The following is a 14,051-nucleotide window of genomic DNA, read 5'->3' on the forward strand; positions in this document are numbered from 1 at the left end:
GCCTATGGATATGAACGAAATCAAAGAGATCTTTTTCCAGGAGTGCGAGGAGCAGCTCGCCGAACTGGAATCCGGTCTTCTGAAAATGAATGATGGCGATCGCGATCCGGAAACCGTCAACGCGGTGTTCCGTGCCGCCCATTCGATCAAGGGCGGCGCTGGCGCCTTCGGTCTGGATGATCTTGTCGCTTTCGCGCATGTCTTTGAGACCACACTTGATTGCGTTCGTTCCAACAAGCTTGAGCCGACACAGGATGTCCTGAAGGTCATGCTGAAGTCGGCAGACGTGCTGGCCGACCTGACCAACGCCGCCCGCGATGGCGTCAGCGTCGATGAAAGCCGCAGCCGCGGCCTGGTCAAGGAACTGGAAGCGCTCGCCAACGGCGAGCTGCCCAAACAGTCGGCTGCCGTGGAAGCACCGGCCGCGAAGCCGGCGACGGTCGCCGCCGCTCCGGCGCCTAAGCCCACCGATGACAGCGGCTTCCAGCCGATCCCCTTCTCCTTCGACGACTTCAGCGGTGAGGAAGAGGCTGGCTCCGATCTGCCCACATACGAAATTACCTTCAAGCCGCGCTCTGACCTCTATTCCAAGGGCAACGACGCGACGCTGCTGCTGCGCGATCTAAGCCGTCTTGGCGAGATGAGCTGCTACTGCAACATGGATGCGTTGCCCGGTCTCGACGAGGTCGATCCGGAAGCGGCGTATTTCTACTGGAACGTGACTCTCAAGACCGACAGGGGCGAGGACGCGGTCCGTACGGTCTTCGAATTTGCCGAGTGGGATTGCGACCTGGATGTCCTCGCCACTGAGACAAACGCCGTGGCTTCTGCCTCCGAAGAACTGCCGATGATCCCGGTTCCTTTCGATCTGTCGATCCTCGATGACGGTGCTGCGGAAGCGCCAGCAGAGCAGCCAAAGTCCGATGCGGCAGCTGCCGTTGCTGCTGCCGAAACCGCGTCCAACGTCACGCAGATGGCTGCCGCCGCTGCCCGCGTCGAAAAGAAGGAATCCGCTGCCGCCGCTGCTGCGAGCGCTGCCGCTGCCGCCCAGAACAATGCCGCCGCCGGCCAGACGATCCGTGTCGATCTCGACCGCGTCGACCGCCTCATCAACCTCGTTGGCGAGCTCGTCATCAACCAGGCGATGCTGTCGCAAAGCGTCATCGAAAACGACACGACCGGCACGTCGTCGATCAATATGGGCCTCGAAGAGCTGCAGCAGCTCACCCGCGAGATCCAGGATTCGGTCATGGCGATCCGCGCGCAGCCGGTGAAGCCGGTCTTCCAGCGCATGTCGCGTATTGTTCGCGAAATCGCCGACATGACCGGCAAGACAATCCGCCTGATCACCGAAGGCGAGAACACCGAAGTCGACAAGACGGTCATCGACAAGCTGGCCGAACCGCTGACGCACATGATCCGCAACGCAGTCGACCACGGCATCGAAACGCCCGAGAAGCGCGCCGCCGCCGGCAAGAACGTCGAGGGCACGGTTCGCCTGACGGCCAAGCATCGCTCCGGCCGCATCCTGATCGAGCTGGCCGACGACGGCGCCGGCATCAACCGCGAGAAGGTGAAGCAGAAAGCGATCGCCAACGAGCTGATCCCGTCCGACGCAAATCTGACGGATGAGGAAATCGACAACCTGATCTTCCTGCCGGGTTTCTCCACGGCTGACAAGATCTCTGACATCTCCGGTCGCGGCGTCGGCATGGACGTCGTCAAGCGTTCGATCCAGGCGCTCGGCGGCCGCATCAACATCACCTCGAGGCCGGGGCAGGGCTCTGTCTTCACGATGAGCTTGCCGCTGACACTCGCCGTTCTCGATGGCATGGTCGTCACGGTGGCCGGCCAGACGCTGGTCGTGCCGTTGACGGCGATCGTCGAAACGCTGCAGCCGGAAGCTGCCGCGATCCACTCCTTCGGCGCCAGCCATCGCCTGATCTCGATCCGCAACAGCTTCTGCCCGCTGGTCGATGTCGGTCGCATCCTGAACTTCCGTGCCACCCAGGCCAACCCGGTCGAAGGCGTTGCTCTTCTCGTGGAGTCCGAAGGCGGCGGTCAGCGCGCCCTCATGGTCGATGCGATCCAGGGCCAGCGCCAGGTGGTTATCAAGAGCCTTGAGGCGAACTACACGCACGTTCCGGGCATCGCTGCGGCAACCATCCTCGGCGATGGCCGCGTGGCGCTGATCCTGGATGTCGACGCGGTCGTGGGAGCTTCCCGCGGTCAAGCGCTGAGGCAGGAAGTGTCGCTGGCGGCGGTGGGGTAAGCGATGTCATATGCCGTAAAAAGTCTGAAGGATGGGGACCGCGAGTTGATCGCGTTCCGCATCGGGGATCAGGAATTTTGCGTGAATGTCATGTCGGTGCGCGAGATCCGCGGTTGGACGCCGGCAACGGCGATGCCGCACTCGCCTGGCTACATGAAGGGCGTCATCAATCTGCGCGGTGCGGTGCTGCCGATTATCGATCTGTCGGCTCGCCTCGGTATGCCGCCAACCGTGCCGACAGCGCGACACGTCATTATCGTGGCTCAGGTGCACCGCAAGGTCGTGGGTCTGCTGGTTGATGCCGTATCCGATATTCTGACCGTTACCGAAGATAACGTTCAGCCGACGCCGGAAATCGCATCTGAACTGCAGCGTCAGTTCGCTCGCGGTATCCTGGCGATCGACAAGCGCATGATCTGCCTGCTCGAACTCGAAGCCATTTTCCCCGAAACGGAAAGCGAAGCCGCATGAATGTCCTGAGTGCAAAAGACACGCGGCAGGGAAGCCCTGACGAGGTGCTGGCGAGCGGAGAATATCCGCTGACGCGCCGCGACCTCATGGAAATTGCTGCGATGATCTACTCGGATGCGGGGATCTTCCTGAACGAGACAAAGGCGTCGCTGGTCTACTCGCGTCTTTCGAAGCACATCCGCAACCTCGGCCTCTCCGGATTTCGGGAATATTGCGCGCTCGTTTCTTCACCGGCAGGCGCCGCGCCGCGCCGCGAGATGCTGTCGCATCTGACGACGAACTTCACCCGCTTCTTTCGCGAGAACCATCACTTCGAGCATCTGCGTGAGCATGTGCTGCCGGAGCTGCTGGTTCGCGCCAAGATGGGCGGCCGGGTCCGTATCTGGTCTGCTGCCTCCTCGGACGGTCAGGAGCCATATTCGATCGCGCTGACCGTTCTGTCGATGATGCCCAACGTCGCCGACTACGACTTTAAGATCCTGGCGACCGACATCGACCCGAAGATCCTGGCGATCGCCCGAGCGGGCGCCTATGAGGAAGGCGCGCTGGAGACGGTATCGCCCGCCATGCGCAAGCAGTGGTTCAGCGAAGTCGAGGTTCAAGGACGGCGGAAGTTCCAGGTCGATGATCGCGTCAAGCGTCTGATCACTTACAATGAACTGAACCTGATGGCCCAGTGGCCGTTCAAGGGCAAGTTCGACGTCATCTTCTGCCGAAATGTGGTGATCTACTTTGATGAGCCGACGCAAATGAAGATCTGGGCGCGCTTTGCCGAACTGCTGCCGGAAGGCGGTCATCTCTATATCGGCCATTCCGAGCGCGTCTCCGGCGACGCCAAGCATGTCTTCGACAATATCGGCATCACGACCTACCGCTACACGACCAAGGGCGTGGGGAGGAAGGCATGAGCGCGGCAGCCCGAGTTCTCGTCGTCGATGACTCCGCCACCATGCGCGGCCTCATCACAGCTGTGCTGAGCGCCGATCCGGAGGTCAGCGTCATCGGTCAGGCAGGCGATGCGCTTGAGGCGCGCGAGGCCATCAAAAAGCTCAACCCCGATGTCGTGACGCTCGATATCGAGATGCCCAACATGAATGGCCTCGACTTCCTCGAGAAGATCATGCGGCTGCGTCCGATGCCTGTCATCATGGTTTCGACGCTGACCCATCGCGGCGCCGATGCCTCGCTGGCGGCGCTTGAAATCGGCGCATTCGACTGCGTCGGCAAGCCGCTTCCCGGTGATGCGCGCCCCTTCGGCGATCTTGCCGAGAAGGTAAAGGCCGCTGCCCGTTCGCAGCGGCGCCAGTACACCCAGCCTGCACCGGCTACCCCGCCACCTGCAGTTGCCGACTTCCGCGTCGGCCGCAAGATCGTCGCGATCGGTTCGTCGACCGGCGGCGTCGAGGCGTTGATTGCGGTGCTTCAGAAATTCCCGGCAAACTGCCCGCCGACTGTTATCACGCAGCATATGCCGCCGACGTTCACCAGGAGCTTTGCCGAACGCCTCAACCGGCTCTGTGCGCCGGTCGTGCAGGAAGCAACCGACGGCGCGCGTCTGGAGATCGGCAAGATCTACCTTGCGCCAGGTGGCGAACGCCATCTGCAGGTTGCCAACGCCCATGCGCCTTGCTGCCGTCTCATCGAACGTGATCCCGTGAACGGCCACAGGCCGTCCGTCGATGTGCTGTTCGATTCGGTGGCCGAACTGGCTGGCCGCAATGCGGTCGGCGTGATTTTGACCGGCATGGGCCGCGACGGCGCCGCCGGTCTATTGAAGATGCGCCATGCCGGCGCGCGCACCCTCGGTCAGAACGAAAAGACAAGCGTGGTCTATGGCATGCCGAGAGTTGCTTACGAACTCGGTGCCGTCGAGCAACAGTTGCCGCTGAATGGCATCGGCGAAGAAATCTTGAAAATGACAGCCGCCCGAAAGGAAGGAACCGACTAATGTCAATAGCAGAGAAAATCAAAGTTTTGATCGTCGACGATCAGGTCACCAGTCGACTGCTGCTCAGCGACGCGCTGACCCAGCTCGGCTTCAAGCAGATCACCGCTGCCGGCGACGGCGAGCAGGGCTTGAAGATCATGACCCAGCAGCCGCACCATCTTGTCATCTCCGACTTCAACATGCCGAAGATGGACGGCCTCGGCTTCCTTCAGGCCGTGCGTGCCAACCCGGCGACGAAGAAGGCGGCTTTCATCATCCTGACGGCCCAGGGAGACCGTGCGCTGGTCACGAAGGCGGCGCAGCTCGGGGCCAACAACGTTCTCGCCAAGCCCTTCACGATCGAGAAGATGAAGGCGGCTATCGAAGCCGTATTTGGAGCATTGAAATGAATCTCGACGTTGCAGCCCGCCGCGTCAATATCATCCAGGGCGAATGGAAGGTCCTGAATGATCCGAATGCGGTACTGACGACCATCCTTGGATCGTGTGTGGCTGCATGCCTGCGAGATCCCGTGGCAGGCGTTGGAGGAATGAATCATTTCCTCCTGCCGGGAACAGGAAACACGCCGATGACGGGCGGAGATGCCACGCGTTACGGCGTCCACTTGATGGAACTGCTGATCAACGGTCTCCTGAAGCAGGGCGCGCGCCGCGACCGTCTGGAGGCGAAGATCTTCGGTGGGGCGAAGACGATCTCGACATTCTCGAATGTCGGCGAACAGAACGCCGCCTTTGCTGTGCAGTTCCTGAAGGATGAAGGCATTCCCGTCGTCAGCTCAAGCACCGGTGGTGAGCACGGGCGCAAGCTCGAATACTGGCCAGTCTCAGGACGCGCTCGACAGTATCCGCTCACCGGTGCGGAAACGCAGAGAACGGTTGCGCTTGAGCAGCGTCCGGTCGCTCCGCAGAAACCTGTCGAAACCAGCATCGAATTCTTCTGAGGGCGAGGACGTTATTAATGACTGTGAATGCAATGACAGAGCAGCCGTCGCCCGCCGAGGCCCTGCCCGATGTCCTGATGCGCATCGTCTCGGAACTGCATGACGTCGCCTATCTGATCGAGCGGATCGAGCCACAGCTCCTCGAAGTCGGGGGCGGTGCCGAACTGCTGAACTCGCCGGAAAGCATGAAAGTCATGCAGGGAATTGATCTTGCCGTGCAGAAGACGCGCGGACTTGCCGAGTTCATCGACACCATCACCGGCGAAATCCCGCCGGACTGGGCAGTCGATGTCGCGACGGCATTGAGCCTTGTCAAGCTCAGCGAAATGCAGCGGGCGCTAGGCGGCGCCATGCATCATGGCAACGTTCAGCCTCTGGCGAAGGCGGCCGGAGACTTCGACTTCTTCTGATCCGGGTTTCACTCGCACGTCCCACGAAACGTTCGCACAAGTTTCGGCATCTATCGTCGAAATGAGGCAATAAGCCTGCTTTGTCTGTGACGGTCGTGCGAGAACAGAATGAATCTGTTAAATCAATTAGTTCAAATTTTTAAGAACTTCAGTTCGCTAGGACGGAATCGCCTGCTGGCGCTGACTGGCGTGGGTGTCGTTTCAGTCGTGCTGATCCTGGGGGCAGCCTTTTTGGTCAACAAGCCGGCTCAGGAAACACTTTACGTCGGGCTTGATACGCCGGATCTGAACCAGATCAGCATGGCGCTCGCCGAGGCGAATATCGGATTTCAGGTCGGAAGCGACGGCACCAGCATCACGGTTCCTGCCGGCATGACCGGCAAGGCGCGGCTCCTGCTCGCCGAGCGGGGCCTCCCGAACAGCGCCAACGCAGGCTATGAACTCTTCGACAACGTGGGTTCGCTCGGCCTCACCTCGTTCATGCAGGAAGTCACGCGGGTTCGCGCGCTTGAAGGCGAAATCGGGCGCACGATCCAATCGATTTCGGGCATCACCGCTGCACGCGTCCACATCGTCATGCCCGAGGTCGGCAACTTCCGCAAAGCCGAACAGAAGCCCACTGCCTCTGTCATGATCCGCGCCAGTGCCGCGGCCGGCCGCAATGCGGCGACATCGATCCGCCACCTTGTTGCATCGGCCGTTCCCGGCCTCGATGTCGGCGATGTCACAATCCTCGATTCCGCGGGTCAGTTGCTCGCTTCCGGCGACGAGGCCAGCAATAGTTCGTTGAACCGTTCGCTGAACATCGTTCAGAATGTCCAGGGCGAAGTTGAATCCAACATCGACAAGGCGCTCGCCCCCTTCCTCGGCATGGACAACTTCCGCTCCAGCGTCACGGCCGAATTAAACACCGACAGCCAGCAGATCCAGGAAACAACCTACGATCCGGAATCGAAGGTCGAGCGCTCGATCCGGACGACCAAGGAAGCCTCTCAGTCGCAGCAGAAACAGTCCGACAACGCCACGACCGTTGAGCAGAACATTCCGCAGGCAGCGCCCGACTCCGGCGGCGCCACCGGTCCGGAATCGCAAGACAAGTCTGACAAGAAAGAAGAGCAGACCAACTACGAAATCAACAGCAAGACGACTGCAACGACGCGCAACAGCTACAAGATCGACAAGCTCTCTATCGCCGTTGTCGTCAACAAGGGCCGCATTGCTCAGATGGTCGGCGAACCGGCCGATCAGGCGAAGGTCGATGCCTATCTCGCCGAGATGCAGAAGATCGTCGCATCGGCAGCCGGCATCAGCACCAACCGCGGCGACGTCGTGACCGTCACGGCCATGGACTTCCTGGAGAACCAGCTTCTGGAGGAGACGGGTAGCAGCGTCCGTGTGATGGATATGCTGAGCCGCAACCTTGCAGGCATCATCAACTCGCTCGCCTTCGTCGCAGTCGCCTTCCTGGTGATCTGGATGGGCGTCCGCCCGATGATCCGCAGTGTGACGGGCAATGGCGCGGCGGCTATCGGCGACACGTCGCCAGAAAGCGCCGGTCTCGAACTTCCCGACTTCGCCCCGGCGGCAGGCGCGGGCGCAGGTGGCGCGCTCATGGATGGCTTCGGCTCCGACTTCGGCTTCGACAGCACCGAGGACCTGCTCAGCCTTGGTGACGACGACGGCAACTTCAACCGCCGCGTCAAGGAAGGCCCGGAACGCAAACTGGCGCGCATGGTCGAGATCAACGAGGAGCGCGCCGCGAAAATCCTCAGAAAATGGGCGGTCGATAACGCAGCATAGTAAACGGCCGGGCAACCGGCCTTTACTTTGCCCATTTGCTGCATGGCGATCCGGTCGGATTTTGCTGTTGCTCGGGCGCGCGCATGAAGATTTCTGAGGATAGACGTGACACAGGGCCGATCTGGCCACGCGTTTTACGCGAATCGTATTGTCAGAGTTCCCCGAATCACTTTACTTTAAGAACTCCTTAACAAGCGGAATTTGCGTGCGAATCAGCGCACGAAATGCAGAGCATGTAAATCCCAAGAACTCGGAGATGGTGGATTTTGCCACCTATCGTAATCTTGGGTGATTCGCGGAGAGGTCGTAGTTTGTTCAGGAGCGTGCGGATCAAGCTTCTGTCTTAGTGGTTCACAGCCGCAGGGTTTTGCCAATGGACATGCATATATTGCAGGCTCTCAAGAGCGATGCGCACAAGGCAAACTTCGTTGGCATCGCAGCGATAAACCTTTCCTCGCGTGACGAGTTGATCGCGCAGCTCTGCGAGATTTCGAACACGGGACGGTTGCAGCCGGGGCTCCGCGCGTTGACGGATTATGTCGGCGCTTCGCATTATCTGTTGGCGCGAGCGGACCTGGTGCAGGAGGCGGGCCTCGATTTCGTGGTCTCCTCGGACTGGCCGTTCGATCTCGTCACCAATCTGGCGCATGCCTTCGTCGGCGGCTTCGCCCGTGCGACGGAACTCGAAAAGTGCATGCAGCTATTCAAGCCGCATTTCGCCCTCCTGCCGGATACGGCGGACGCCCCTGATGGCGCCAGCCGCCAATTCTGTTCGCTGATGTTCAATATCGGCCGCTCCCGTCTCGTGCTGATGTTCCTGTTTGATGATGGGTTCATCCTGTCGCAGGAGCGCTTGCGGGATGTGGGGCTTCTGGCCGCCTATTTCGCCAGCTTCCTGCAATGCGGTGCTACCAAGACTGACCGGGACTTCGAATTGACCGATCGGGAACTGGAGTGCCTTTTCTGGATCGCCGAGGGAAAGACGAGCGACGAGATTGCGATGATTCTCGGCATCTCCCGCAACACCATCAACAACTACATCACCAGTGTCATGCGAAAGACGGCTACGAAGACTCGTTCTGAAGCCATCGCATTCGCGGTGAGGAACAATCTCGTCTAAGGGGACGGCGTTATGGGGCAGCCATCCGGTAGGTCGATAGGCAATTCGGAAACGATGCGCGGCGTGCGAACCAACAAGGTGGCGAGCCGGTCTGACCTGTTCCCGCGCCTGATCGGCATGCAGAAGCTCGCCTATGCCCAGAATTTCGCGGTCTACCGTGTCAGCGCCGCCGGCGTCCCGGCAAAGCAGCGCCTGGTTTGCGAACTGGAGAATTGGGGTTCTGTCAACAGTGGCTTCAGCCGGGCATTCATCGACGCCCATGGCGAAGCGCTGCTTGATCATATCGAGAAGTCGCTTCTGCCCGTTGTGTGGGCTGGGGGCCTCGATCGCGCCCCTCCGCGGCCTGCAAGCATCGCTCCCTTCATGGCGCGCCTGACGGGCGGTGTGGTTCCGTTCTCCGGAATGGCGTTTCCGGTGCGCCTAGGCGCCATTGGCAACGGCTTCGTTGTCTTCACCGGCGACGATCTTGAACCGGCGAGCGACATGATCGTTGAGCTGCACGCGAGGTCCTGCCAGATCATGATCGACCTGCTCTCGCTCGACGAGCGCCGTGTGGCGGCCGCCGAAGCACTCAGCGAACGCGAGATTGCCTGCCTGCAGCTTGCCGGCGACGGACGCATCAGCGAAGAGATTGCAGAAAAGCTTGGCCTCTCCGTGCATACCGTCAACGCCTATCTCGGCTCGGCAACGGTCAAGCTGGATTCGGTCAACCGAATCCAGGCGATCGCGAAGGCCATTCGCCTCGGATACATAAGCTGACGAGAAGGCGCGCGGGCGCTTTAGCCCGCCAATGCCTGCAATGGCTCGACGTTATAGCGTGCGTCGCGCAGGCTCTGCTCGAGGACAGCGGTGTTTTCGTCCGGGTCCGTCGACGGACTTTGGAAGGCGATGTGGTTGATCTCGATACCGGCATGCTCCTCGGCAAGCGTGAGCTGCGCATAGATCGTGACGCCGCGCGGCTTGATTTCGAGATCGATCACCACTTCGGGCTTGCCGCCCCACTCGAGCGTATAGCTGCCGCCATGGCCGAAATTGACCGTGCCGGGATGGAAGAAAAGTTCGGCGGCTGACGATACCAGGTCGGAAAGATTGCCGTAGTACTCGAAGCGCAGAAGAGAGATGAGGTCCGAAGCGTCCAGAAGCCGCAATTCCGTGGCCACAGGGCTGATTGCTTCGGCCAGGATTTTTTCACGCTGGGTAGAGTAGGGGCATTTTTTCATTCGGCTATCTTACCCGTTTGTTCTTGGCTTGCGTCGCGTAAACCCGATGGATGAGTTCCGCGACTGCCTTGTAGAATACAGACGGTATGACACTATCGACCGAGACTTGCGCAAACATGGAGCGCGCGAGAGGCGGGTCTTCGAAAACCGGAATGCCGTTCTTTTCCGCGATCTCTCTGATTTTCAACGCAATTAGATCCTGACCCTTGGCGACGACGACAGGTGCGTCATTTTCCTCTCGCACATAGCGCAGGGCGACGGCAAAGTGCGTCGGGTTGGCGATCACAAGCGTGGCGCGATCGACGTTGGCGATCATGCGGCGGCGGGCACGGTCGCGCATCACCGAGCGCTGGCGGCTCTTGACGAATGGATCGCCCTGCGACTGCTTGTTTTCTTCCTTGATCTCGTGTCGCGTCATCTTCAGTTCGGTGAACCAGTGATAGCGCGTCCAGAAGACGTCGGCGATCGCCACGACCCCGGTGGCAATCAGGACGACGATAGTGATCTTCTGCATCGACGTCATCATGCGCGTGAAGATCGTCTGCGGATCGGAGAACATTGCGTCGATCGCGTTGAAGTATTCGCTTTTCAGCACAAAGAACATGACGACGCCGACGATCACGATCTTCGTTAGCGACTTGCCGAACTCAACGAGGCCGGGCAGGCTGAACAGCCGCGACCATCCCTTGGCGATCGAAATACGCGAGACCTGCGGCCGTATGCGCTCGAGCACCGGCGTCGGCAGGTTCTGCGAGATGGACGCGGCGACGCCAAACACCATGAACAGGATGAAGGCAGGTGCGAGCAATGCTGCCGAAACCCAGCCCAGGTGAACGAATAGCGAAAGCGCATCCGGCCCGGTTTCGAGCTTCCATTGGTCGGGCTGTTCGAAAATGTCCTTCAGCGCCTCGCCGACCTTGCTGAGCCCGTCCGGCAGGAAGAAGATGATGTAGACGTAGGTGGCAAGTACGGTGGCAAAAAGCGGCACCTCGCGCGAAAACGGCACGTTGCCTTTCTCGGCAGCGTCGCTTTTCTTTTTCGCTGTCGGGTCTTCTGTCTTGCTATCCTTGTCGTCGTCGGCCAAGGCCGAGGCCCTCCATCAAAAGAAACGGCCGCGCCAGGGCGCGGCCTTTCCGGAAGGGTATCTCCCTTTCGCCGCCGCGATCAACCACGGCGGTCGCGAGGGCGCGCTTCGTGCACAACAACAGCGGTTTAGGCCGCTGCGGAGCCTTCGCCCTCGGTCTCCTTGAGCTGGATTTGTCCGGAATTTGCCAGGCGAATCGCTTCCTGGGCAATAGCGCGCCGCGCGATGGCGATTTCGCGCGGATTGATGCCGGCCGTTCCGCTCTGCAGATCCGATTCGATCATGCGGCGCTGGCGCGGGCTGATCGAGGCGAGCACCGCCTCGCGCATTTCGGCCGCCGAGCCGCGCAACGCCATGGTGAGGATGTCGGACGAGATGTCGTTCAGCAGCATCACGCGGCTGCGCTGCGGCATGAGCATGAGGTCGTCGAAGAGGAAGATCTTCGGACGGACCTTGTTGACCGATTCGCGGCTGATCGATTCGAGCGAGGTGAGCAGGGTATCGACCTGCGGCTTGTCCATCTCATTCATCAGCTCGGCAACCTTCGTCGAGCCGATCGAATTCTTCTCTGCGTCGATCTCGGTCAACAGGGTCATCACCTGCTTCTCGATGATCTGCGCGGCCTTGGGGCTGACGGACTTGAGGTTGACGGTACGGTTCATGATGTCTGCGCGGCGACCGTCCGGAATCTGCATCAGGACCTTGGCGCCGAACGAGGAGGGCATCATGGAGAGAATATAGGCAACCGTCTGCGGATGTTCGCGCAGGAGGAACTTGCCGATGAAAGCCGGGTCGCCTTCGCCGAGACGGTCCCAGATCGACGTCTCGTAGGCCTGGAAGGTGGTGCGACGGCCGAGGAGGCTGTCGACTTCGTCGGGGGTCAGGCCCTCTTCGAGGATGCTCTCGATTGCCTTGGCGTTGTCCATGAGACCCGCACCCTCGGTGAACAGGTCCTCGAATTCGGCCACAAGCCCAAGCAGTTCATCAGGCGGGATCGCACGCAGCGTTTGCGCCGATCCGATGATCGTCTGCAGCTCGGCCTGCGTGAAGTACTTCAAGAGCCTGCCGGCGACCCCTTTCCCCATAGCGAGGAGAACGGCCGCCGCCTTTTCAGCCTGGGTCAACGGTTTCTCGGCAAGAGCGCCGCCGAAATCGTCAAAGTCCGTCATGGTCTAACCTCTCCGTCCCTGCACCGGGATCAGGCTTTTTTCGTACTCAAAACTTCTATCAGCTTGACGCCGAAACGCGTGTCGTCGTTTTCCAGAACGGTGATCTCGCCGCGAGCAATCTTGCGGCCGTTCACCATGATTTCGACCGGCTCACCGATCTTCTTGTCGAGCGCGATGGTTGCGCCTTCGTTCAGGTTCATCAGGCCGGCGACCTGCATGCGGCTGCTGCCGAGCATGATCTGGACGTCGATCGGGATGTCCATGATCAGGTCGAGGTTCGACTGCATGGCGCTGCCGAGCGGCGCCGGTTCGGAACCGACCGCACCAAAGGAGGCGTCACCGAAATCGGAAGAGCCGCCAAAGTCGGAGGTTGTGCCGAAATCGCTGCCATCGAACGCAGGCTCCTCGGCCGCGTCATCGAAATCGCCGCCAAAGGTGGATAGATCGGTGCTGCCGCTGAAGGCGTCACTCTCGTCGGCGAAGTCCGGCAGGCCGCCTTCCGCGTCGGTCTTCAGGACGCCGCGCAGGTCATCGATGGCCTGATCAAGCTCGGCCTCGTTGCCCGGGAGCTCCATTGAAAGGTCGCTGTTCTTGGGTGTCTTCTTCGTCGCCATGAAATCACTATTCCAGTTGAAACTTGCCTCAAGCTGCCGTGCGGCAGCCCGGTTGGAAAATGGGCTAATTCATCAAGTGGCGGATGAGATCGTCATCCGAGTTAATCGTATCCTTCACCCGGACGGTATAATTCTCGCCCGAACGTCCAAACTCGCAGATGTACAATTCTTTGCTGTTGGCGCTCACTTCGACGCGGACGTCGCCGCGATCGTAGAAGGGGATGACATCGCCAGCCGCAAGCTTCGAAATGGTCCGCAGCGTCAAGTCTTGCAGACGGATCTTGGCGTTGAGCGTTACCTGCGAGCGGCGCACCTGCTCGCTGAGTTGATCGCTCCATTCAGACGATTTTGCTGACAGCCCCTTGGCCTTCGGAGCCGTCACGCTCGTCTTCAGCAGAGCAGCTTGGGGAACGATCAGCGAGACATCCGAGGTAATGCCGGAAAGCGTGATCGACATGTTGATCGCGGCCGCAAACTCGTCGGGCTTGTCTTCGGCCGGCTTGGCACGCGTTTCGAACGCGTAGGGAAATTCCAGGGCCGGCTCGAAGCCGCCAGGCGCGTTCACCGCCGAGCGAAGAACATTGGCGATCTTGTCGAAGACCATGACCGCAAGCTCGAGCTCGATCACGGACAGCAGGCGGTCGGCCGGCTGCTCGACCATCTCGGCGGACGCACCCAGCAGATGCTCCATGAGCGTGATGACGAAGCTGTTACCGAAGGCGAGCGTAATGTTCTGCGACCAGTTGCGGAGCGTCGCGTCGACAAGCGTCGTGTTGCCGCCAAGATCGGCGACGAGGTCGTTCTTGTGTCCGCGGTCACAGCCGAGATAGGCCACTTCGACGTCGAGGTTGGTCTCGCTTTTGATGATGTCGGGCAGGAAGGCCGTATAGACATCGCCGAATGCGCTGCAGATCTTCTCGATGGTGGCCTTGTCGCCGAGTCTACCGGTCAGCTTGGCAAGAAGGGCTTCGTCCATAAGGGGTTTCTTGAGGGTAGCGTTCAT

General features: G+C 60.4%; 15 protein-coding genes. 10 read left to right on the top strand and 5 right to left on the bottom strand.

Features of this window, described 5'->3' with window-relative positions; genetic code table 11:
- Positions 1–4: 4 nt before the first annotated feature.
- The 10 genes from WGT02_RS04795 to visR all read left to right on the top strand — a co-directional run bounded on the left by WGT02_RS04795 (position 5) and on the right by visR (position 9,720).
- Positions 5–2,272 carry a chemotaxis protein CheA gene (locus tag WGT02_RS04795; RefSeq protein WP_208248847.1) on the top strand — a complete coding sequence of 756 codons (2,268 nt, stop codon included), beginning with the start codon at positions 5–7 and terminating at the stop codon, positions 2,270–2,272.
- 3 nt (positions 2,273–2,275) lie between these two features.
- Entirely contained in the window at positions 2,276–2,743 is a 468-nt protein-coding gene (locus WGT02_RS04800) for a chemotaxis protein CheW (RefSeq protein WP_024313041.1), read from the top strand.
- Entirely contained in the window at positions 2,740–3,651 is a 912-nt protein-coding gene (cheR, locus tag WGT02_RS04805; RefSeq protein WP_208248845.1) for a protein-glutamate O-methyltransferase CheR, read from the top strand. The genes WGT02_RS04800 and cheR overlap by 4 nt, the downstream gene beginning before the upstream one ends.
- Positions 3,648–4,691, top strand: a complete 1,044-nt coding sequence (gene cheB, locus WGT02_RS04810; RefSeq protein ID WP_208248843.1) for a chemotaxis response regulator protein-glutamate methylesterase — start codon at positions 3,648–3,650, stop codon at positions 4,689–4,691. The genes cheR and cheB overlap by 4 nt, the downstream gene beginning before the upstream one ends.
- Positions 4,691–5,080, top strand: a complete 390-nt coding sequence (locus WGT02_RS04815) for a response regulator (RefSeq protein WP_007530058.1) — start codon at positions 4,691–4,693, stop codon at positions 5,078–5,080. Before cheB ends, WGT02_RS04815 begins: the two co-directional genes overlap by 1 nt.
- Complete coding sequence (gene cheD, locus WGT02_RS04820) at positions 5,077–5,631, top strand: chemoreceptor glutamine deamidase CheD (protein WP_024313038.1); 555 nt, start codon at positions 5,077–5,079, stop codon at positions 5,629–5,631. The genes WGT02_RS04815 and cheD overlap by 4 nt, the downstream gene beginning before the upstream one ends.
- 17 nt (positions 5,632–5,648) lie before the next feature.
- Positions 5,649–6,041 (top strand): hypothetical protein, encoded by a 393-nt coding sequence (locus WGT02_RS04825; protein WP_208248841.1) that lies wholly within the window; start codon positions 5,649–5,651, stop codon positions 6,039–6,041.
- 108 nt (positions 6,042–6,149) lie between these two features.
- Positions 6,150–7,841, top strand: a complete 1,692-nt coding sequence (gene fliF, locus WGT02_RS04830; RefSeq protein ID WP_024313036.1) for a flagellar basal-body MS-ring/collar protein FliF — start codon at positions 6,150–6,152, stop codon at positions 7,839–7,841.
- Positions 7,842–8,214: 373 nt separating this feature from the next.
- Complete coding sequence (gene visN / locus WGT02_RS04835; RefSeq protein WP_024313035.1) at positions 8,215–8,961, top strand: transcriptional regulator VisN; 747 nt, start codon at positions 8,215–8,217, stop codon at positions 8,959–8,961.
- 12 nt (positions 8,962–8,973) lie between these two features.
- Complete coding sequence (visR, locus tag WGT02_RS04840) at positions 8,974–9,720, top strand: transcriptional regulator VisR (RefSeq protein ID WP_208248839.1); 747 nt, start codon at positions 8,974–8,976, stop codon at positions 9,718–9,720.
- Between the two features lie 20 nt (positions 9,721–9,740).
- Here the strand turns inward: visR and WGT02_RS04845 are convergent, their stop codons facing one another.
- From WGT02_RS04845 to WGT02_RS04865, 5 genes are all read right to left on the bottom strand, one after another.
- Complete coding sequence (locus tag WGT02_RS04845) at positions 9,741–10,181, bottom strand: hypothetical protein (protein ID WP_024313033.1); 441 nt, start codon at positions 10,179–10,181, stop codon at positions 9,741–9,743.
- A gap of 4 nt (positions 10,182–10,185) precedes the next feature.
- Positions 10,186–11,265 carry a flagellar biosynthesis protein FlhB gene (flhB, locus tag WGT02_RS04850; protein ID WP_208248836.1) on the bottom strand — a complete coding sequence of 360 codons (1,080 nt, stop codon included), beginning with the start codon at positions 11,263–11,265 and terminating at the stop codon, positions 10,186–10,188.
- A 128-nt stretch (positions 11,266–11,393) separates the two neighbouring features.
- On the bottom strand, positions 11,394–12,434 hold the full coding sequence (gene fliG, locus WGT02_RS04855) for a flagellar motor switch protein FliG (protein WP_208248833.1): 1,041 nt from the start codon (positions 12,432–12,434) through the stop codon (positions 11,394–11,396).
- A gap of 29 nt (positions 12,435–12,463) precedes the next feature.
- Complete coding sequence (fliN, locus tag WGT02_RS04860; protein ID WP_024313030.1) at positions 12,464–13,048, bottom strand: flagellar motor switch protein FliN; 585 nt, start codon at positions 13,046–13,048, stop codon at positions 12,464–12,466.
- A gap of 64 nt (positions 13,049–13,112) precedes the next feature.
- On the bottom strand, positions 13,113–14,051 hold the full coding sequence (locus WGT02_RS04865) for a FliM/FliN family flagellar motor switch protein (RefSeq protein WP_208248830.1): 939 nt from the start codon (positions 14,049–14,051) through the stop codon (positions 13,113–13,115).

The sequence above is a fragment of the Rhizobium sp. T1470 genome (assembly GCF_042140505.1).
GTDB lineage: Bacteria > Pseudomonadota > Alphaproteobacteria > Rhizobiales > Rhizobiaceae > Rhizobium > Rhizobium favelukesii.

Excerpts from the sequence above, each read along its gene's own strand:
- WGT02_RS04865 (WP_208248830.1), bottom strand. The coding sequence starts at position 14,051 with ATGAACGCTACCCTCAAGAAACCCCTTATGGACGAAGCCCTTCTTGCC.
- fliN (WP_024313030.1), bottom strand. The coding sequence starts at position 13,048 with ATGGCGACGAAGAAGACACCCAAGAACAGCGACCTTTCAATGGAGCTC.
- WGT02_RS04825 (WP_208248841.1), top strand. The coding sequence starts at position 5,649 with ATGACTGTGAATGCAATGACAGAGCAGCCGTCGCCCGCCGAGGCCCTG.
- WGT02_RS04795 (WP_208248847.1), top strand. The coding sequence starts at position 5 with ATGGATATGAACGAAATCAAAGAGATCTTTTTCCAGGAGTGCGAGGAG.
- WGT02_RS04815 (WP_007530058.1), top strand. The coding sequence starts at position 4,691 with ATGTCAATAGCAGAGAAAATCAAAGTTTTGATCGTCGACGATCAGGTC.
- cheB (WP_208248843.1), top strand. The coding sequence starts at position 3,648 with ATGAGCGCGGCAGCCCGAGTTCTCGTCGTCGATGACTCCGCCACCATG.
- cheR (WP_208248845.1), top strand. The coding sequence starts at position 2,740 with ATGAATGTCCTGAGTGCAAAAGACACGCGGCAGGGAAGCCCTGACGAG.
- visR (WP_208248839.1), top strand. The coding sequence starts at position 8,974 with ATGGGGCAGCCATCCGGTAGGTCGATAGGCAATTCGGAAACGATGCGC.
- WGT02_RS04845 (WP_024313033.1), bottom strand. The coding sequence starts at position 10,181 with ATGAAAAAATGCCCCTACTCTACCCAGCGTGAAAAAATCCTGGCCGAA.
- fliG (WP_208248833.1), bottom strand. The coding sequence starts at position 12,434 with ATGACGGACTTTGACGATTTCGGCGGCGCTCTTGCCGAGAAACCGTTG.
- WGT02_RS04800 (WP_024313041.1), top strand. The coding sequence starts at position 2,276 with ATGTCATATGCCGTAAAAAGTCTGAAGGATGGGGACCGCGAGTTGATC.
- cheD (WP_024313038.1), top strand. The coding sequence starts at position 5,077 with ATGAATCTCGACGTTGCAGCCCGCCGCGTCAATATCATCCAGGGCGAA.
- fliF (WP_024313036.1), top strand. The coding sequence starts at position 6,150 with ATGAATCTGTTAAATCAATTAGTTCAAATTTTTAAGAACTTCAGTTCG.
- visN (WP_024313035.1), top strand. The coding sequence starts at position 8,215 with ATGGACATGCATATATTGCAGGCTCTCAAGAGCGATGCGCACAAGGCA.